18 protein-coding genes and 2 tRNA genes are annotated in these 20,524 nt (G+C 40.0%); 13 read left to right on the top strand and 7 right to left on the bottom strand.

Translation table 11 applies throughout. The features are described from left to right. Positions 1–264 precede the first annotated feature (264 nt). A complete protein-coding gene (locus tag Q8M41_RS14895) occupies positions 265–819 on the bottom strand; it encodes a hypothetical protein (protein WP_305366080.1) in 555 nt (184 codons plus the stop codon). Positions 820–1,127: 308 nt separating this feature from the next. Here Q8M41_RS14895 and Q8M41_RS14890 point away from each other — a divergent pair. After that, a tRNA-Gly gene (locus tag Q8M41_RS14890) sits at positions 1,128–1,203 on the top strand. A 155-nt stretch (positions 1,204–1,358) separates the two neighbouring features. Beyond that, positions 1,359–1,444: transfer RNA gene (locus Q8M41_RS14885), tRNA-Leu, on the top strand. Positions 1,445–1,628: 184 nt separating this feature from the next. On the opposite strand, the gene Q8M41_RS14880 is transcribed toward Q8M41_RS14885, so the two are convergent. Further along, positions 1,629–2,315, bottom strand: coding sequence for a LytTR family DNA-binding domain-containing protein (locus tag Q8M41_RS14880; protein WP_305366079.1), 687 nt, complete (start codon positions 2,313–2,315; stop codon positions 1,629–1,631). After that, a complete protein-coding gene (locus Q8M41_RS14875; RefSeq protein ID WP_305366078.1) occupies positions 2,308–3,387 on the bottom strand; it encodes a sensor histidine kinase in 1,080 nt (359 codons plus the stop codon). The genes Q8M41_RS14880 and Q8M41_RS14875 overlap by 8 nt, the downstream gene beginning before the upstream one ends. A 175-nt stretch (positions 3,388–3,562) precedes the next feature. Here Q8M41_RS14875 and Q8M41_RS14870 point away from each other — a divergent pair, with 175 nt between their 5' ends. From Q8M41_RS14870 to Q8M41_RS14860, 3 genes are all read left to right on the top strand, one after another. Next, entirely contained in the window at positions 3,563–4,699 is a 1,137-nt protein-coding gene (locus Q8M41_RS14870; RefSeq protein ID WP_305366077.1) for a TlpA disulfide reductase family protein, read from the top strand. Between the two features lie 392 nt (positions 4,700–5,091). Next, on the top strand, positions 5,092–5,523 hold the full coding sequence (locus Q8M41_RS14865) for a hypothetical protein (RefSeq protein WP_305366076.1): 432 nt from the start codon (positions 5,092–5,094) through the stop codon (positions 5,521–5,523). 222 nt (positions 5,524–5,745) lie between these two features. Further along, the gene (locus Q8M41_RS14860; RefSeq protein WP_305366075.1) at positions 5,746–5,973 is read left to right on the top strand and encodes a hypothetical protein; all 228 of its coding nucleotides are present in this window, start codon (positions 5,746–5,748) and stop codon (positions 5,971–5,973) included. Positions 5,974–6,069: 96 nt separating this feature from the next. On the opposite strand, the gene Q8M41_RS14855 is transcribed toward Q8M41_RS14860, so the two are convergent. Together Q8M41_RS14855 and Q8M41_RS14850 are read right to left on the bottom strand one after the other, a co-directional pair. Then, a complete protein-coding gene (locus Q8M41_RS14855) occupies positions 6,070–6,510 on the bottom strand; it encodes an Hsp20/alpha crystallin family protein (RefSeq protein WP_305366074.1) in 441 nt (146 codons plus the stop codon). A gap of 38 nt (positions 6,511–6,548) precedes the next feature. After that, positions 6,549–7,085, bottom strand: a complete 537-nt coding sequence (locus Q8M41_RS14850) for a PepSY-like domain-containing protein (protein ID WP_305366073.1) — start codon at positions 7,083–7,085, stop codon at positions 6,549–6,551. A gap of 648 nt (positions 7,086–7,733) precedes the next feature. On the opposite strand from Q8M41_RS14850, the gene Q8M41_RS14845 reads away from it, so the two are divergent. Further along, the gene (locus Q8M41_RS14845) at positions 7,734–8,528 is read left to right on the top strand and encodes a pentapeptide repeat-containing protein (RefSeq protein ID WP_305366072.1); all 795 of its coding nucleotides are present in this window, start codon (positions 7,734–7,736) and stop codon (positions 8,526–8,528) included. A gap of 1,204 nt (positions 8,529–9,732) precedes the next feature. On the opposite strand, the gene Q8M41_RS14840 is transcribed toward Q8M41_RS14845, so the two are convergent. Continuing rightward, a complete protein-coding gene (locus Q8M41_RS14840) occupies positions 9,733–10,758 on the bottom strand; it encodes a LacI family DNA-binding transcriptional regulator (RefSeq protein WP_305366071.1) in 1,026 nt (341 codons plus the stop codon). Between the two features lie 135 nt (positions 10,759–10,893). Between Q8M41_RS14840 and Q8M41_RS14835 the strand changes: the two genes are divergently transcribed. The 7 genes from Q8M41_RS14835 to Q8M41_RS14805 all read left to right on the top strand — a co-directional run bounded on the left by Q8M41_RS14835 (position 10,894) and on the right by Q8M41_RS14805 (position 19,508). Continuing rightward, positions 10,894–12,276 carry a glycoside hydrolase family 88 protein gene (locus tag Q8M41_RS14835; RefSeq protein ID WP_305366070.1) on the top strand — a complete coding sequence of 461 codons (1,383 nt, stop codon included), beginning with the start codon at positions 10,894–10,896 and terminating at the stop codon, positions 12,274–12,276. Further along, on the top strand, positions 12,273–13,106 hold the full coding sequence (locus Q8M41_RS14830; RefSeq protein ID WP_305366069.1) for a sugar phosphate isomerase/epimerase: 834 nt from the start codon (positions 12,273–12,275) through the stop codon (positions 13,104–13,106). The genes Q8M41_RS14835 and Q8M41_RS14830 overlap by 4 nt, the downstream gene beginning before the upstream one ends. Positions 13,107–13,118: 12 nt before the next feature. Next, positions 13,119–14,264, top strand: a complete 1,146-nt coding sequence (locus Q8M41_RS14825) for a Gfo/Idh/MocA family protein (protein WP_305366068.1) — start codon at positions 13,119–13,121, stop codon at positions 14,262–14,264. 70 nt (positions 14,265–14,334) lie between these two features. Beyond that, positions 14,335–15,111: a 3-ketoacyl-ACP reductase gene (locus Q8M41_RS14820; RefSeq protein ID WP_305366067.1), complete on the top strand. Its 777-nt coding sequence runs from the start codon at positions 14,335–14,337 to the stop codon at positions 15,109–15,111. A gap of 26 nt (positions 15,112–15,137) precedes the next feature. After that, a complete protein-coding gene (locus Q8M41_RS14815; RefSeq protein ID WP_305366066.1) occupies positions 15,138–16,421 on the top strand; it encodes an MFS transporter in 1,284 nt (427 codons plus the stop codon). A 124-nt stretch (positions 16,422–16,545) separates the two neighbouring features. Further along, positions 16,546–17,727, top strand: a complete 1,182-nt coding sequence (locus tag Q8M41_RS14810; protein WP_305366065.1) for a PmoA family protein — start codon at positions 16,546–16,548, stop codon at positions 17,725–17,727. 77 nt (positions 17,728–17,804) lie between these two features. Continuing rightward, a complete protein-coding gene (locus Q8M41_RS14805) occupies positions 17,805–19,508 on the top strand; it encodes a PQQ-dependent sugar dehydrogenase (protein WP_305366064.1) in 1,704 nt (567 codons plus the stop codon). Between the two features lie 232 nt (positions 19,509–19,740). Here the strand turns inward: Q8M41_RS14805 and tnpA are convergent, their stop codons facing one another. Beyond that, positions 19,741–20,211: an IS200/IS605 family transposase gene (gene tnpA / locus Q8M41_RS14800; RefSeq protein WP_305366063.1), complete on the bottom strand. Its 471-nt coding sequence runs from the start codon at positions 20,209–20,211 to the stop codon at positions 19,741–19,743. Between the last annotated feature and the right edge of the window lie 313 nt (positions 20,212–20,524).

Below are 20,524 nucleotides of genomic sequence, written 5' to 3'. Positions count from 1 at the left end.
ATTATTAAGTAGGGATTTAGGCGCTATGCTGTGCCCCTTTGGAGGGGCTACGGGGAGGTTCCACCCCCTTTAATTCCCCCGCCGGCGGGGGATACTGGATGCCTAAGCATAACGACACAGAAATGTGTCCACACGATAGCTTCAGGGTCGGAAAACGGGCTTTTATAATGTTTCTATAAACATACGACCACCTTTGGGGTCGTGGAACAAAATCTTTTATCCGGACACTAGTGGTTGCTGAATTAGACAGTTAAATCAAAAGCCCTATTTCTGTTCTATTTTTTTTAACTGAAATACATGTTCTTCAATGGGTGTGATAATTACCTGCTTTTCATTTGGGCGGACATAGAAAAGGTACACACTATTCCTCCCGACAACTTTGGCTTCAAGGACTTCTCCGTTAGCAAAAGTGACCTGATGATCTGCTTTCAATTCACCATTGCTTAACAATATTCCATTTTTTTTACCCGCCCCAAGTCCGATTCCCACAAAGAAAAAAAGTACCATAACGCAGGCGGTTAGTAATAGTTTGTTGGTAAGGTCTGCTTGCTGTGCTTCGGGCTCTCCTCTTTTCTTTAGTCGTCCAGCCTGCCATTTATTATATAAAAACAGGGAAGATATAATGGCCAAAAGGATTACGCACACGATAAGATTACGGGCCAAAAGCTTAACAGGCGATAGTAATACATCGGATATTGCAGAATAATCCAGAATACTTATTCCAAGGAAGCCAAAATAAATAGCATCTGTTGCTATGCCAAGAAGTAAAAGATAAATATAGCCGAGAGACAGGTACTCCTGAATATTAAGTTTGTTCATGTTTTTTAATTTTATTCCTAAATCTAGATGAATTTTCAATTTATTTTAATGTCCTGAATATGAAAATTATTGATCAAACTCAAAAATTGGGCTTCCGGAGCGCATTAAGAAATAGCAGAAATCTTGACCGGGTCAATTTTGTACGGTTTTTCAATCATTTTAAACTATTTTCAATCTTCCTATCCCGACAGAATACTGATTAACAAGAGTTTATATCATTAAGTTCAAAAAAATAAAAAAATACTTGTCAAAATTGCTTTTCTGCCTATATTTGTGCCGCAGTATTCCTCCGGAACACTCACCAAAACGCGAAAGTAGCTCAGTTGGTAGAGCACGACCTTGCCAAGGTCGGGGTCGCGAGTTCGAATCTCGTCTTTCGCTCCAAATCCCTTCCCTACCAGGAAGGGATTTAAGTTTAAAGGAAAAACATTGCCTATCGATGGCATAATCATCCGCTCGGATGGTGGATCCCGATTGCTATCGGGAGGTAGACACAAGAACGGTTTCGGTTACCGGAATATAAAATCGAATAACCATCTGCTCGGATGGTGGAACTGGTAGACACGCAGGACTTAAAATCCTGTTCGCCCTAAAGCGAGTGCGGGTTCGATTCCCGCTCCGAGTACAAAACCTCTTTACATTGTGTAGAGAGGTTTTTTTGTTTTTAGCAAATATTTAATGTGGTTTTATAGCTCGGAAACGTACTTTTTGGTTCGATCTCCCGTTAGGATGATTCTTTTGACACTATATATTAGATCGAAACAAATGAGCTTGCCTCTTGATTTTAATACCTGTTAATTTAATATCCCTCAACGTATTGTGCCTGATCTAAGGCTTGCAGCATCAATCTTGTAAGATTCGCCTACAGGTACTTTCAGATCTCCCAGCTCAATAACATTTCTGCCGATGGTTGTAATATGGTTAGCTCCGACAATAAAAGACCTGTGCACACGTCTGAAAAGCTTAGCCGGAAGCAGTTCTGCAAGGTATTTCATAGTCATGTGCGTAATATAATTTGTGTTTGGGGTTTTGATGATGATATAATCTTTGATCGACTGTGCACAGATAATATCTGTGTGCCGAATCTTCACCATTTTTCCATTCACTTTAAAATAGGAATAGTCAGGCTCTGGTTCAACATCGATATGCTGTTTCAATAATTTCCGGATGCTGGCGCTGAGCCTTTCAAATGTTACCGGTTTAAGGAGATAATCTACTGCATTCAGCTCATAACTTTCAACTGCATATTCCGAATATGCTGTGGTGAAAATAACAACTGGAGGCTCTTTCAATGATCTGATAAAATCAATCCCCGAAAGGGAAGGCATCTGAATATCCAAGAAGATCAGGTCGATCTTTTCTTTATGCATAATATCAAAAGCTTCAAGCGCATTGCTGCGGGTCTTCACCAGCGTTAATTCCGGAATACTTCGGATATGCTCCTCCAATACCTGCTGTGCCAGCGGCTCGTCGTCAACTACAATACATCTAATCATCTGTTTTTACGATTAAAGTCAGACGCAGTTCGTAAGAATCATCATTGTTTTTCACATCAAGTTTGTATCGGTCAGGATAAAGAATATCCAGGCGCCTTGCCGCATTTTGCAGACCTATGCCCTTTGTTTCCTGCTTAACCATTGCGGGCTTGCTGTTACTGATCTCCATAAATAGTTCATTTTCAACCAGACTGATTATGACGTGAACATACCCCTCTGAGGTTTCTTCGCGGATTCCGTGCTTGAATGTATTCTCCACAAAAGGAAGCAATAGCAAGGGCTCGATCAGCACAAGTTCGTTGATCCCCTGTGTATCAAAGCTGATATCAATCTTATCCGAATGCCGCAATGCTTCTACTTCCACATAATTTCTCAGAAAACCAATCTCTTTCTTCAGGCTCACGGTATTTTGTGACGACTCATAAAGAATATAACGCATCATCTCAGAATGTTTCGCAACAAGCGGAGCCGCTTTTTCAGAACGTTGTAATGTCAAGGCATAAATATTGTTCAGGGTGTTGAAGAAAAAATGCGGCTGCAACTGAACCTTCAGGTAATTAAGTTCCGATTGTAATTGTTGTTCCTTCAGATCACCGATCTGTTTATCCTGCCTTGCCGACCGGATAAAATATGCGAGAGCAGAAAGTACAATCAGCTCGCGCAGCATATATACACTAACAAAATGTCCCAGATTATATTTGATATTAATGCTGTAGCTTCTTGCCGCCTGTTCGATAACATCGGCTGGCAGAAAAGAAATCTTAGAGATGAGCAGGTAAATACCTATATCATAATATTTCGACAACGCCAAATAGAGAATAAAAGACAGAAAAAACTTCAGATATTTCTTATTGAAAAGGTATCCCTTGATCACTATTTTATAGCAGATCCATGGGGGGACCATCCCAATTATCCCGTAGAGCAGATTTTCACCAATATTAAATTTGCCTGGATAAGGTTCAAAGATGTGAACCTCAATCGCTGTCAATACCGGGAAAAGCAGGTAGTATGTGATAAAGAAGGCGATCTCTATCCTCGTATACTTGTCTTTAAAATAATTTCCTGATTCCATACCGATCAGTAATATTAAGTTTTTAAGCGTTTGCAAAAGATTCTTGTAATGCTTTTTCGACTAAACCCGCACTTTTTTCGACAGAAAGGGCTTGTCTAATATATCTGGAGTCCGGTCTAATAAAGTTTTTACTCAATTTTAAAGCAATTACGTTTGCTTCATAAATAAAAATATTATGATGAAAAAACTATCTATTATTTCTCTATTACTGCTGTTTGCTATCAGGGTTTTCGCACAATCGCTTACCCCAGTTACGGTTGATGAAGTCATTACCGCTGTTAAAAAGGCCCAGGCTTCAATTAAAAATGTGTCTTATACGGCGCAGCGAATCGATACACTTCTAACTTCCGATACCCGCACCTTTAGCGGAAAAGTATTAATCCAGGTAATACCACAGGATACTATCTACGGGTTTCATTTTTTTTCCAAACAAGACGATGATAACAGCGAGCAGGTATATGACGGCCATATTGCATACCTCACGGATCAGGATAAAAAGCAATACCAAATGTCTATGACACTTTCGGGCTTTTTGCACCTGACGGGCACGGGTGGAGGGCGCCTTTTAATGCCTGACCTGATTAAACTGGATACTTCAAAAGCATCAAACATTACCCTGAAACAGGACGAGAAGTATTATTACCTGGTTATCAATCGTCCCGATCTTACGCAATACGACATCATTAACCGTCGTAAGACCGTCACTATTGACAAATCCAATATGTTACCCGTGGCTGTGCGGGATCATCAGGAGAACTATGGAAAAACGCAAGACTTGTATTATCATATCACTTCGTTAAAGATCAACCAGCCGCCTTATTACAGCTTTTCCTCCCCGCCGTTTTTAAAAGAATATACCCAATTTGTGCCTGCCAAAACCAACGATCCTATGTTGAGCCTGGTAAACCAACTGGCTCCTGCCTTTACACTGACCTCATTTGATGGCAAGACTGTTATGTCAGAAGATTTTAAAGGCAAAATTATCCTTCTTGATTTTTGGGAAGTATGGTGCGCACCCTGCATTGAATCCATGCCAAAAGTTGAGAAACTTTATGATAAATATAAAAACAGAGATTTTTTGATTTATGGCATTATCAATGATCTCAAGCAACTCCAGGCTGCTAAAAACCTGGTTAAGAGTAAAGGTATTCAATTCCCTATACTGAGTGGAAACGCTAAATTGAAAATAGATTATAAGTTTGATGGCGGTGTGCCCATGTATGTGCTGATTGATAAAACCGGCAGAGTTAGCTGGATAAATAGAGGATATCCAGGCGATATGGAGGAGTTAATCATAAGAGCATTAGAGTAAATCAGTTAACTTCTTCGTTCTATGTGGTTCGACAATAATCCTGTTTTGGGTACTGAAAGGGAAAGACGTAATTAATCACGTTCTTTCCCGTTTTTTATTTCAACGTAACTTCTTGTTAATGAGATAGATACAATGAATGGTTTCGTTCAATCTTGAACTTGATCTTGTTTCCCTACATACAACCCCACTTTACATTACGTAGAGAGGGGTTTTTGATTTGTATCCATCTTAAAACCTCTCCTATAACCCTAGAAAAGCGCTTTTTGAGTTCGATATTCCCGCCGCTGTAGATTGTTATATTGATGTTCATCGAAGGCTATGTGCTTAATTAGAATATGTCATATTGTACCTACGATTGACAAATATGATTACAATATTTGTTATATTTGTATATGAAACCACCAGGTATTCAACATAGGCGGGTAATTGTAGTTTTTTGGAAAAACGACATCAATAAACCTTTTGAAGTATTCTCAAATCTCAAAAATTTCTGCCTTAGCTATGCCCAATTTAATTATAATACGATGAGTAATTATATAAGCAAGGCGAAAATTGCGTATGAAAATCATGAAATAAGAGTAGAGCGTATAGGTATTATTTCGAATCCTAAACCTGTGTTCTCTGAAATAAGCATAAGAAAAATGGCTCCCGTTGTAAGAAAAGTGATGATGAAGAACGCCAATGACGAACAGTATGATTTGGAATATTGGCAAGGTAAATCTGTAAAAGAACGTGCAGCTGCCGTAACCTTTATCATCTCTCAATCTTTAAAGAAAGAACAACGTATGGATAAAACTAAACTGGTAAAAACAAAGCAATTATGACATTAGCTGAAGACTTTGAAGATTTTGTTAAACTTCTAAATCTTCAATAAAATGTTTGGAAATATGTATCTTCGAGAGTACAATCCTCTTTACGATGTAAAGAGGATTTTTTATTTATTAGCTATTTCAAGTCTGCATTATAATTCTAATAAGGCAATTTTGAGTTCGATATGGATTTACCAAAGTTTTGAAAGTTTTAACATGCATCCCTTATCTTTGTGTATGGAAGAACCTTTTGATATTTTTATAGGATCAACAACCTATTCCGTATTTCCGGAAGAGGATAATACGTTTACTATTTTTAAAGAAGGCAAAGAATATATCCACATTCAAAAGGATACAGAAGGCGTATGGTTAAAACTCGATTATGAAACTGACCTTCCAATTTTTGATGAAGATCCTGAGGTAAATGATATTGGTCGCGAGATAAATTTACACCAGGCCGATTAGTATTATCACTAATTGTTAAACGACAAAGAATGAACCCCTTTAATAAAAAAGGCCGCCCTGGAATCCGGGCGGCCTTTTGAGTCGTTAGGAGATAAATTATTTCAACTCTATCAAACGTGAAGTGTTTTTAGCTTCCTCACGTTTACCAATGTCGAGTTTAAGTATTCCGTTTTCATAGCTTGCTTCGATCATATTCAGATCAGCCTGTTCCGGAAGATTAAAGGACCTGACAAAGGATGTAAAGCTATATTCACGACGGGTATAGCGCTTGCCTTCTGAACTGTGTTCCTCATTATCCTGGTAGGAAATATTCAGGATTTGCCCCTCTACATTAATTTTAAAACATTCCTTTTTTAATCCGGGAGCAGCCATTTCTACATGGTAGAAGTCGGCACTCTCACTTGAGTTCACCGCAGGTAGCGAGCCAGGAACTCTTTCACTGAAAAAGGTGTCATTAAAAATTGATTCGAAAACATCATTAAAGCCTGGCAATAATGATCTGCTTCCATTGTTGTTGTTAAATTTAACCAGCGTCATAATTGTTATGATTTAATAAAGTTTAAAATTTCAATTTGTTAAACTGTTGGCAGAGCCAGCTTTACTTTCCCGCTTTCGTCAAGGTAGACAGCTTTTTTGATCATCCCCTTCTTCAATAGCACTTTATATTCTGTCTCCACCCTTCTGCCGTTATTTTCAATTCGCTCCTCTTTGTCAACAAGCGACCAGCCATTATATCTCGATTGGATCGCCTCGTTCACTGGTTCAGGTAAAGAGTCCTTTTTGAGGACCTGTTTTATCCGCATCAGGTTTCCCTTGCTATTGTAAATTGCTTTATACCTGCCCTCATTATTGGTGATATTCACTTCATAGTACAGGGGATCCTGTTGTTCGGACGCAGGACTGATCTCTACATTCCACTGTTTTCCATAATTCCGAGAGGTGATTTTAGTAAGGGTCTGGCTAATGGGTTCAGGGAATGATTTCTTAATTGAATCCAACACAACCGTAGGTGTATTGCCATTTTCAGTAGGCTTAATAGCTACTTTTACAACTTGCGCGCTGCCTGATAATGTTGCAACGTTCAGCGCCATGATTAAGATTAGTTTTTTCATAATTGTTTCTAATTAAAGGTTCAACCATAAATAAATTAACTTTTACCATAACGGTGATTCATCCATTACAAATTGCATACAAAACCCTATTTATGGCCTTTAAACTGACATTTTGTTAATTTTAGTACCTGATTTCTGACTTTTTGACTTTCAAAAATGACATATTTTCAGATTTAATGAAGACCCATCCTGATAACAAAAGAAGATTAGATTTAGTGATGGGGCAGACATAATATACTCTGCATTAATCGTTAAATCAGCTCAGGATAATTTTATGATGGTTATGCAGGTTATTTTCAGTATCCGTATGGATATTGAACTCGTCTGGAACCTGCAATTAATTACTGATTTACTACCTCTTCTTTTGCCGAAACTCCTGAAATGTAATTCTTAGATTTAAATACAACTATAAGTAGCTTAAATACAACTATAAGTGTTGGTAGTTTTCTCGTTCGGCAAGTTCATCTGCATAGCTTTGCTTATCGAAAATTAAATAAAAAATTTACAAAGGAAACTAAGATGATCGGCAATAAAATTGCCACAGCAAGAAAGAAAATAAACATGTCGCAGACCCAACTTTCACAACTTCTGTTTATCAGTCCGTAAGCGGTTGGAAAATGGGAACGCGGAGAATCAATGCCGGATATTATGACCCTAAACCGCCTGGCAGAAATCCTGGCCGTTGACCTGAACTATTTTTCAGAAAATTTTCAATCTGATGATAATCAAATGGCTTCCAAAATATCGGCTGAAGATATTGAAGAAATTGACCTAACGTCGCAGCAGCCCATTACACAAGAGCGTCAGGTTAGAATAAATCTTAAGGCGGTCAATCTGCAGGAGAGTGATTTTGCGGGCACTGTATTACACAAAGGAAAATTCAAAGCGAGTCCATTACTTCGGGCCGACTTTGCGGGCGCCGACTTAACAGGCAGCACATTTGAGGTCTGCGATGCCCATGAAACAAATTTTGACGGCGCAAATCTGACAGACTGCAGCTTTTCTATCACTGACCTTAACGGAGCGAGCTTCCACAAATCCATTCTTGTCCGTACCGACTTTAACAAGTCAACGCTGATTGGAACCAGGTTTACAGATGTGAACCTGATTGATGCGAAATTAACAATGACCGACCTCAGAAAAACAATTTTTGATAACTGCACCTTCACAGGTGTTGATTTCTACTATTCCGATCTGCGAGGCATGCATTTTGAAGGTCATACCTTTATCAGCGTACAGTTCGACAAATCTGCAATGAAGGATGTTTCGTTTGCAGGGGCCACACTCAGAAACGTATCATTCCGCCTGCCATTTTCTCTAACAAACAAATCTTACCGTGCCTTCAAGACCGTCTGCTTTGACGGGGCGATGATGGATAAACTGACCTATGCCAGACTGAAAGGCCTATGGGTCGTCGATCTGTCAAAGGTCATCCTTATTTAAACCGGAATTATTCAAAATGGACATTATATTTGTTCTGATAACTTTTTAAGCAGAATATAAGTTTAGAATCTTCGACAAAGTATTCAAATTGTCCTTGAAGAGTACAAATAATCTTCGGGAGAGCTAGCTGATCTCTTTAAGCCTTTTAACTTTAACGAAATATTATCTCAAAAAAATTCCGGGCATTTCGCAGAATTGAATCAGCTTCCCAAAAGGGAAACAGCAGGTAAAAGTCCGTACATTCATTATACAAGTTCCGGGAAAGTTCCGGGAAGGCTTCAACGTCCAACCGAATGCTTCCCGGATGTTTGTCGAATGCTTAGCTGATCTTTTACGATCTTGAGTAGTACAAAGGAGGGTGAATTCAGGGAGAGAACCTGACAAGGAGTTTTCGTTTAGGTTAAAGAGATAGTTTGTTTCTTTAGAGGCAAGGAGCTTGGGGGAATACCCCAATATAATTGTTGATTTATTAAAGATGATATACTTTAGAAACTAATTCAGGATTGTGAGAAAGGCGAATATTGCCGGTTCAATTCTCCAATCGGCAAGATTAGATCAAAAATGCTCCTAATCCAATGCAGATTTCATTATGACAGTAAATGATTGAATAAATGGGCTGGATTATTTCCATGCAATAGCCCTAGATTATCTAAACTCAGTACTAATTAACCTGAATTCGATATAAGGAAAGTTAAAATCTTAAGGTTACAATTGGTCAGATAAGGATCTGGAGCCCAAATAATTTGTTTTTGAAAAGCTATACCTGTGTGTTATAGGCTAGTTCAGCCCTTTCCTACGGAGTATTTCCGGCAAGAAATCGCGTCTATTTCAAATAACTACTAGCCGGAAGATACCTCCTGCGGCAAGGTTTATTTTACCCGGAACTGTATTTCATCGGAACGGGCAGTCCGGCAAAAGGACCACCTGCCATTTGAAATAAACCTAAGGGGGTGGCGGCTCTAGATTTTTTGCAGTATTGGTATTTCATGATATATAATAATTCTGCAGCAAAAAACTAAGCAGAACACGGGACTACCGGGACCGAAGAGGCACAGACCCTGCTTTCTAAAACAATAGAAAATCAGTCAGTTTATGCCTATTATTATTATGCTGTAGGTTATTGTTACAGCTAAGTTTTATTATACTCACCATGTATGCCAAACTAAGAATATAAAACCAATATTCATTTACTCAGGGAGGCTTATTATTTAACCCTAACCGACGATTCCCTAACAATCAATAAAGGTTCAATAACGATTTTATCAGGTTCTCCTTCATAGGGATTTGCTTTATTACTCATTTTAAAAAGTAATCGGGCAGCCACCTCTCCCATCTCCACTGTCTTTTGGTTTATCGTGGTTAAACTTGGGGAAATATGCTCGCTAAATCCTTCGTTCGAAAATCCGACTATACCCACATCCTCAGGAATCCGGTATTTTTGAGCTTTTAAGGCTTTTATTGCTCCAAGTGCAGTGAAATCTTCAACTGCAACAATGGCATCCGGGACTATTTGAAGCTGCAATAGCTTTTCCATACATTCAGTTCCTGATTTTATGGTGTTTTTACCATAAATGATAAGTTCTTCTTCAACAGGGATATTAGATTTTCTCAAAGCGTCCAGATATCCGCGTAAGCGCTCATTAAAAATTGGTATATGCTTTAAGCCTGAGATATAGGCAATCCGTTTATATCCGTTTTGAATTAGGTGATCAGTAGCGATAAATCCACCTTTGTAATTATCTATCGTTACAGTCGGCACTGGAATATTTTCGTTGACAGTATCAAACAAGACCAGCGGAATATTGCGTTTCTTAACTTCAAGGTAGTGCTGAAAGTTTATGGTCTGCTTCCCCAACGTGGCTATGATCCCATCCACGCTCGACTGAATAAAAGTATCAATGCCTTTGATCTCATTTTCAGGCAGTTCATGCGACTGATATAATAAAATATTATAGCCATTCTGGTTTATAATATTTTCCATGCCGAATACAATTGAGCCAAAAAAACTCTTATCTGCACTCGGTATAATGACACCTATAATTTTGGTTTGACCCGACTGCAGGGATGAAGCAATTTTATTCGGCCTGTAATTTAACCTGGCAACCGCTTCCTCAACCCGTTGTTTAGTCGAGGCACTGATACCAGGATGGCCGCTCAGGGCTTTTGAAACACCCGAAATAGTCAGGTTTAATTCTTCAGCAATATCCCGGAGCGTAGTTCTTTTTGCCATTCTTCTTAAAATGCATTAAATTGATTTGAATATTGAAAATTAAAAATATACATTTATTCAAACGTTTGAATAGCTAACAAATCAAATCATTAACCCTATTTAGTATAATCGCTTAACAAGCGATAAAGATACCTTATGATAAGTATAAATAAAACTCTGAAGCCTTCTGACCTTCAAACTAAGCTAAAACAATTCTGGAACCTGTCGGGTCAAAAGATTCAGGATCTGGATAAGAATTATGATGTTTCAAAGGGATCCCCTGTTTTTACCGTGAAGGGTAAATACAGTACCCGTGGCTGGACGGAATGGACCCAGGGCTTTCAATTCGGTTCTGCAATTTTACAGTTTGATGCTACCGGCGATAGAGAATTTCTGGAGATAGGCCGTAAGAACACTTTAGCTGTGATGGCCCCACATATCAGTCATATCGGGGTTCATGATCATGGATTCAATAATGTCAGCACCTATGGCAATCTTTTGCGCTTGATGAACGAAGGAAAAACGGAATATAATGAGTGGGAGAAAGAATTTTATCAATTAGCGCTTAAAATTTCTGGTGCGGTTCAGGCAAGCCGCTGGACAAACATCAAAAATGGCGGCTTTATTCATTCCTTTAACGGACCACATTCCTTATTCGTAGATACGATCCGCTCCTGCCGGGCCTTATTGGTCAGCCATCTTCTTGGTCATGTATTTCAGGCTGAGGGGGATGTAAAAATCAATTTACTGGAACGGGCTATATTACATCTGAAAGCCACGGCAGATTATTCAGTTTTTTATGGTGAAGGTCGGGATATGTATGATCTATGGGGCAGAGCCGCTCATGAAAGTGTTTTTAATACCAAAGATGGGAACTTTCGCTGCCCGAACTCGCAGCAGGGTTATACCGGCTTCAGCACCTGGACACGCGGATTAGCCTGGGCTATGTGTGGTTTTGCCGAAGAGCTTGAGTGCTTTGAAACGCTGTCGGATGCTGAACTTGATCTGTTTGGTGGCCGCAAAGAAACGGAAGGTTTTATGCTGAAAGCAGCAAAAGCAACCTGCGATTTTTATATTGAACATACGCCATCCGATGGCATCCCCTATTGGGATACCGGTGCACCCGATCTTCATAAACTGGGTGATTATCTGAATCGTCCGGCCGAACCATATAATGATTTTGAGCCTGTGGATAGTTCAGCAGCGGCGATTGGGGTACAGGGATTACTTCGTCTGGGTAAATATTTGATCAGCAAAGGCGATAAAGAATCGGGCGAGCGCTATTGGCAAGCCGGTTTAACGGTAATGAATACTTTATTTGAAGAGCCCTACTTGAGCACAGGTTCGGAGCATCAGGGTTTGATCTTACATTCCATTTATCACCGCCCGAATGGATGGGACCATGTCCCTCAAGGCAGTAAAATACCGAATGGTGAATCCAGTATGTGGGGAGATTATCATGCGCGTGAAGCTGCATTATATCTTCAAAGGGTGATAAACAATGAATCCTATTTATCATTTTTTGGAGGTTTAAAATGAAGCCGGAACAATTGAGAGATCTTTCACGATTATGTGTTCATACAATAACCACTAAACCCTGGACTATTGAACAGGCAGCAAAGAACTTTTCTGAGGCTGGAATCGGAGGAATTACGGTATGGAGGGATGCACTGAACGGAAAGGATATAAAACAAACGGGGCAAATGCTTCGGGATTATAATCTGGATATTGTCTCACTTTGCCGCGGAGGCTTCTTTCCGAATAGTTCTGCATCAGGGCGGCAGGAAGCCATCAATGATAATCGCAAAGCAATCGATGAAGCCGAAGCATTGGGAGCTCCATTGATCGTTTTAGTCTGCGGTGCGGTGCCCGGACAGTCTTTAATTGAATCGCGTAAGCAAATAAGGGATGGAATTGCGGCTGTTTTACCCTATGCAGAAGCTGCAGGAGTAAAACTGGCTATTGAGCCCCTCCACCCGATGTATGCAGATAGTCGCTCGGCGATCAATACGCTCGGCCAGGCAAATGATATGGCTGAAGAACTAAACTCTCCCTGGCTTGGCATTGCGCTGGATGTGTATCATTTATGGTGGGATCCCAATCTGGAACAGGAAATTAAACGCTGCGGCCAAAACGATAACCTTTCAGCCTTTCATATCTGCGATTGGAAAAGCCCGACGCTCGATATGCTCAACGATCGGGGTTTAATGGGTGAAGGTTGCATCAATATTAAAGAAATACGGGGATGGGTTGAGGAAAGCGGTTTCAATGGATTTATTGAGGTAGAGATCTTCTCAAACTTATATTGGAAAGAGGATCAATCCGTGTTCCTGAAAAAAATTACAGAAGCTTATTTGAAAAATTCTTAAGAACAAAACATAATGAAAGTACATAACATAGGCATCATCATGAATGGCGTCACCGGACGCATGGGCACCAATCAGCACTTATTAAGGTCGATAGCAGAAATAATTAAGCAAGGTGGCATAAAGGTTAGTTCTGACGAAATCATCATGCCTGATCCGATCCTGGTTGGTCGTGATATATATAAATTGGAAAAATTAAGTCAGTTATCGGGCGTTAAAAAAATGACTACTAATGTGGATGAAGCACTCGCCGACCCGCATAACATCATTTATTTTGATTCCCAAACCACTGGCAGAAGAGCAGAAGGCGTAAGAAAAGCGGTACAGGCAGGCAAGCATGTCTATTGCGAAAAGCCAATAGCAATTGATACCAAAACTGCACTTGAATTATATGAGCTCTGCAAGGCTGCTGGATTAAAAAACGGTGTTGTGCAGGATAAGCTATGGCTACCGGGTATTATGAAGCTGAAAAGACTGATTCAAAACGGCTTTTTTGGCGAGATCCTATCTGTTCGTGGCGAATTTGGTTACTGGGTTTTCGAGGGTCACTCCATCCCTGCTCAAAGGCCTTCCTGGAATTATCGCAAGGAAGATGATGGTGGTATCATTGTAGATATGTTATGTCACTGGCGCTACGTACTCGATCATGTTTTTGGAAAAGTAAAAGCAGTATCATGTCTGGGTGCCACCCATATCCCGGAGCGTATTGACGAACAAGGCAAAGCTTATAAATGTACCGCCGACGATGCTGCCTATGCTACTTTTGAATTAGAAGGAGGAGTTATTGCACATTTTAATTCATCCTGGGCGGTTCGCGTTCGCCGCGATGATTTGCTAACCTTACAAGTTGACGGAACAAAAGGCTCGGCAGTTGCAGGTTTACGGGAATGCTATACCCAGCATTATGGAAACACACCTAAACCGGTATGGAATCCGGATATCGAGCAACCTATTAAATTTTTTGAGGGATGGTCTAAAGTGCCTGAGCAGGAAGTTTTCGAAAATGCATTCAAAGTACAATGGGAGCTATTCTTAAGGCATGTTGTAAAGGATGAACCTTTCCCATGGGATTTACGGGAAGGTGCTAAAGGGGTGCAATTGGCAGAAAAAGGTATTGAAAGCTGGGAGAAAAGGTGTTGGCTGGATATTCCGGAGCTTTAAGCGGAAAGCAGAAAACTTAAAGCCTAAATCGATAAAAATTGAACAACAGCGTTATTTTATATAAATCAGAATGCAGACAAAGAAAATAGCATTTATAACCGGGGGAACGCGTGGTATTGGTTTTGGGATTGCTCTGGAACTGGCTAAGGCTGGTTTTGACCTAGCCATCAATGGTGTCCGTACCGAGGATGCAGTACAAGAGGTGATTCGGGAACTTGAAACACATGGTTCCAGGGTACTTTATTGCCGTGGCGATATTGCTTCAAAAGCAGACCGGATTGCGATGATTGAAAAAATCAAGGTCCATTTTGGATGTCTTAATGTTTTGGTCAATAATGCAGGGGTAGCACCAAAAGAACGCAAAGATATCCTGGAAGCATCCGAGGAAAGCTTTGAGTATCTTCTATCCACCAATCTCCAGGGGCCCTATTTCCTGACCCAGGCAGCAGCAAACTGGATGATTACCCAACAACAGGAAGATGAAAATTTCAAAGCCTGTATAATTAATGTTTCATCCATCTCAGCAACAGTTGCTTCAGTTAACCGTGGAGAATATTGCGTTGCAAAAGCTGGTTTAAGTATGGCAACACAGCTTTTTGCTTCCCGACTGGGTGAATTTAACATTCCGGTGTATGAAGTAAGGCCGGGTATAATCCATACCGACATGACAGCCGGTGTTACCGAAAAGTATGATAAATTAATTGCTGAAGGCTTATGTGTTCAAAAGCGTTGGGGTGAAACTTCTGATGTGGCTAAAGCAGTTCTCGCATTGGCTACAGGCTATTTCCCCTATTCCACCGGACAGGTCATTATGGTCGATGGTGGCTTAACCCTCTCCCGTTTATAAATAGACAGATCAATAAACCCATTGAAATGAAGCAAAACCCTATAGATATTCAAGTTACTGATCAGGACTCTACTGCTCCTATTGATTTTAAATATATTATCAAACAACTGGTACAAATTCCGGTACTGGTTGCAGCACTGGGTTACCTCGTGGATATGTATGATTTGTTTCTGTTCAGTGTGGTTCGTGTTCCAAGTTTATTGTCATTGGGGACCTCTCAGGAAGCCTTATTGGACGATGGCATCATTTTATTGAATTTACAAATGGCCGGACTATTGATCGGAGGAATATTCTGGGGTATCCTGGGGGACAAAAGAGGACGACTTTCTGTACTCTTTGGCTCGATCTTAATCTACTCTCTGGCTAATATTGCCAATGGCTTTGTGACTACTTTTGAGCAATATGCCGTTTTGAGATTTATTGCAGGTGTAGGCTTGGCAGGTGAGTTAGGTGCTGGCATTACACTTGTTGCTGAAGTACTTCCACGCAAAATACGGGGCTACGGGACTACCCTCGTGGCAACTATGGGAGTCTTAGGAGCTGTTCTGGCTTATTTCATGGCGGATCTTTTTGATTGGCGGACTTCCTATTTTATTGGTGGCGGGCTTGGTTTATTATTGTTAGTACTTCGGATGAAAGTATTCGAATCCGGAATTTTTGTAAAAATTAAGGATAAGAACATAGAACGGGGTAATGTTTTGATGCTGTTTAACAATAAAAAAAGGTTTTTTAAATACCTTAAATGTATCCTGATCGGTTTACCGATCTGGTTTGTTGTAGGAATATTGATCACATTCTCTCCTGAATTTGGTAAAGCCCTTGGCATTACTGAACCGGTTAATGCAGGTAAGGCCGTTATGTTTGCCTTTTCAGGTCAGGTGCTCGGTGATCTGGCAAGCGGCTTTCTAAGCCAGTATTTCCAAAGCAGGAAGAAAATCATTTTGACATTTATGTTGATTTCTTCAGTTATGGCAGCTGTTTATCTATTATTCCCGACAAAGGACATTGTGGTTTTCTATGCTATTTGCGCACTTTTAGGCTTTGCTAACGGCTACTGGACACTGTTTGTGACTGTTGCTGCCGAGATGTTCGGTACTAACCTCCGGGCAACGGTCGCTACCTCGGTTCCTAATTTTGTCAGGGGCTCTGTAATACCATTGACGGCACTATTTATTCAGTTTAAAGGGAACTGGGGCATTATTTACGCGGCAGCCGCAGTTGGATTACTTTCATTTGTAATTGCGGTAATTGCGCTTAAGTATTTAGATGAGACTTTTCATAAAGACCTAAATTATGTTGAGGAGGATTAAGTTGTTTCTTCAGGGTAAGCTTTAGATTAAGAGATTAATATAGGTGGAAATGGGAAATGGAGACCCGATAGCTATCGGGTAGGGAATCGGAACAGATACAATTCTATAGATTAAATTTTTAACGATGAGACCAATACTATTTTTTTGCTTGATGTTAGGTGTATTATTGGATTTATCTGCCCAGGGTTCTGAGACGATTCGGATTGTGAATGATCATACTGTTAGAAAAAACAGTATTGTCAGGTTCAAATTAAACCCTAAAGGCGGCAAAGAGAACATATCTCTTGTCGATAAGGACAAAAAGAAGTATCCTGTACAATTTCTAAAAGATGGCTTTGCCTGTGCGATTATGAGTCTTAGTCCGGGGGAAGTTAAAACCTTTAAGACGATCAGAGAATCTGGTTCAGGAAGCAAAGCAAAAGTTTTATTAACAGATGCTGAGGCAAAATTTACGGTGAATGGCAAGCAGGTAATCGGCCTGCAAACCGGTAAAAAAGAATTGCCGGCAGAGATTGAACCTGTATTCCGTCGCGGGGGGTATATTTTTCCCGTGCTCTCCCCTTCCGGTCTTTCAGTTGCTGATGATTATCCATTAAATCATAAACATCATCATGGAATTTGGGCGGCATGGACAAAAACTGAATTTGAGGGTCGGAAGCCCGACTTTTGGAATATGGGTGATAAAACCGGTACTGTTTTGTTTGAAGGAATAAAAAATACCGAATCAGGAGCTGTTTTCTCAACTTTGGAATCGCGAAATGCATACTATGATGTATCAGTTAGTCCGAATAAAAAAGTGTTGGATGAAGATTGGCAAATCAAAGTTTACAATACAGAAGGTGATGAAAAGCCTTATTATGTCTTTGACCTGGAACTCAGACAGCATCTATCGAGTGCCTCTGTTTTGAAACTTCCGGAGTATTTATATGGAGGAATTGGCTTTAGAGGCAATGGAGAGTGGAATGGAAAGGATAATGCCTATTTTTTGACTTCAGAAGGTAAAGACAGAAGCAATGGACATGCTACTACATCAAAATGGGTTCATATCAGCGGTAATATTGGCGGAAAACTTAGCGGTATCAGCATTTTATCTCATCCGGATAACTTTCGTTCGCCACAACCCATGCGTATCCATCCTTCAGAACCTTTCTTTTGTTATGCCCCATCGCAAGCAGGCGACTTTGAAATACGGCCTGACAAGGAATACATAGCCCGTTATCGCTTTATTGTTTATGATGGAGCACCTGAAGCTGCTTTTGTCAATAGGATGTGGGATGATTATGCTCATCCATTGGTAATTAAATAGACCTGTTAGCATATAATTGATATTAATAGAGAAAAGATCAGGATAAATTCATTGCATTAAAATATTCAAAAATCAATATGGCATATTTTAAAATATTCATTGTCTTCTGTTTTTCGCAGGTCATTATCCTCAATTCAGGAGCACAAACTATTAATGATTATCCGGAGGATAAGAAAACAATTGAGGAAGGCAAAGCCTTGTTTACCCAGAACTGCAGTTCCTGCCATAGCTTTATTCAGAGAGGTATTGGACCGGATTTATCAGGCGTAACTACAGAGCTAAGCAAGCCGATGCTCCTTCGCTTTATTCGCAATTCACAAAGTGTTATAGAAGGTGGAAACCCCCGTGGGATTAAATTGCTGCAGGAGTATAAAGTTCCAATGCCTTCGTTCGAAGCCCTGAGCAATGATCAAATGCTGTCGGTATTAGCTTATATTAATACATTTAAGGTTAAAAATGAAGCAGCAACAGAAAAATTCGGACTTGTACTTAACGATCCAATCCCTGAAAAGATTAAAAAAGCAGGCTTAAGGCTTGAACTTGAGGAGGTAAGCACAGCAAATCCAAGTGCTGACAAAATACCTCTGGCCAGAATAAATCAAATGCGGGTTTTACCTGGCAAAAAGGAACGCAGCTTTATTGAAGATCTGAGAGGCAAATTATATGAATTAAAAGACAGACAATTGACTGAAGTAATGGATATTAGCAAACAAAGGCCAGCCTTTATTTCAGTACCCGGTTATGCCACAGGTTTTGGAAGTTTTGCCTTCCATCCCAACTTCTACAAAAATGGATTACTTTATACCATACATTCTGAAAAGCCACGTTCTGCTCCCTCAGATTTCGCTTATGCTGATTCCATTCCTGTTCTCATACAATGTGTACTTACGGAATGGGAAATTAATGACCCAAAATCAGGCAGGTTTGAGGGTAAAAGCAGAGAGCTTTTGCGGATTGACATGCCAACTGTGATTCATAGTATGCAGGAGATTGTCTTTAATCCCCTCTCCCGGCCCAAAGATTCAGATTATGGATTATTATACCTTACAATGGGTGACGGTGGTTCGGCAGAAGCCGGATTTTCTTTCCTTTGCAATACAAATACTCAAATCAGGGCTTCGGTTTTACGCATAGATCCTCAGGGAAACAATAGCAAAAACGGGAAATATGCTATCCCTGCTATTAATCCATTTGCCAGCGACAATGATGATAAAACCCTTGGAGAGGTATTTGCGAGAGGTTTCCGCAATCCCAACAGAGTAGCCTGGACTCCAGAAGGAAAAATGCTGGTTTCCGATATCGGTTTAAACAGCGTTGAGGAATTAAATCTGATTCAGGCGGGAGCTGATTATGGCTGGCCCCAGCGGGAAGGAACATTTTTCCTGAATAATAAAGGCAAAATGAATAAGGTGTATGCCTTACAGCCTGATGAATCGAACGCTAATTTTGTATATCCGATCGCTCAGTTTGATCATGATGAGGGAAATGCAATATCCGGAGGCTATGTTTATGAAGGAAATATCGAACAGCTAAAGAATAAGTATATTTTTGGTGATGTTACCACCGGAAGGGTATTTTACCTGAACAATGAGGAAATTGAAGCAGGCAAGGAAGCCCGGATTCTGGAATTTGACTTGTTATTTAATGGAGTCCCCTCCACCTTTAAAAACATCACCGCCAGCCGCAGAGCTGATCTTCGTTTTGGTTTAGGAGCGAATAAACAATTTTATCTTTTTACTAAAACAGATGGGAAAATCTGGAAAGTGATGGGATGTAAGTGATTATGATTTTACTCTTGCCTCCTCACAGGTAAACTGCCAATATTTTAGCCTCCTCAGTATTCCAATGAGTTCGTTAAAGTATTTATTATGGTACTAGTACAGTCGATCAATAGGCTCCAGCTTTAGCTGGGGTTAATGAGTGTGTTCGTTTTCGGGCCAGTCCGAACGGAGTTCATCCGGGCGGGCTTCAGCCCAATATTCTACTACATTTGAAGAACAATTACATTGGGCTTTAGCCTGATTGATAGCCATAACTTCCTCCGATTTGATTGAACCCCAGTTTTTCAACAAAAGTCTTATATTCTTCTTCAAATGATTTTTTCTGATGATGCCTTTCCTGATTTTTAATGTATTCTCTTACCATTGCTAAATTGGATTCAGAAACAGAAATTGCCAGGTATTCATCCTGCCATTCAAATTTTGATGCAAACGAATGGGTAAATCCCCCTCTCAGGTTTATCCATCTCGAAGATTCTCCTTTGATTAGTTGCAGAACATCCTTAATACTTTGATCGCTTTTTAAAGAAATGAGGCAATGGCAATGTTCATCATATCCGTTTATGGTATCTATATAGATATTTTTCTTTTTTGAATTATGGCGAATGTGATCCCATAATTCATTCCGAAATTCCGATGATTTTAAAAATGGAATTCGATTTTTTGTGCTCCATACACAATGGATAATTATTTTTATAAATGACATTGCAGGGCTTTTTAAACTACAATATTTGAAAGTTTTGGAACAATAAAAATTCGGATTAGGGAATGGTGGGTGTGGATTATTTATCGGCATTTCGGCGCTGAAGCACTAGTATTTGTTCCCTTCTGGTCGCCTAGGTTTTGGGCTAAAGCCCGATCTAAGAACCCGATCATTACCCGGAGCTCTAGTGCTTGTTGCGCAACCCTGCGCTGAAAGATTCAACATTGTAGGTGTTAGTGAGCATATTATTGGGTGATAGGTAGCAGATTAAACCATCCCCTGTAAAAGAGAGCTACACTGTTAGTAAAGTCATTAA

The sequence above is a fragment of the Daejeonella sp. genome (genome assembly GCF_030684675.1).
Taxonomy (GTDB): domain Bacteria; phylum Bacteroidota; class Bacteroidia; order Sphingobacteriales; family Sphingobacteriaceae; genus Daejeonella.
Note: the sequence above shows the minus strand (reverse complement) of the source record. Positions and strands in the feature narration are given on the sequence as shown.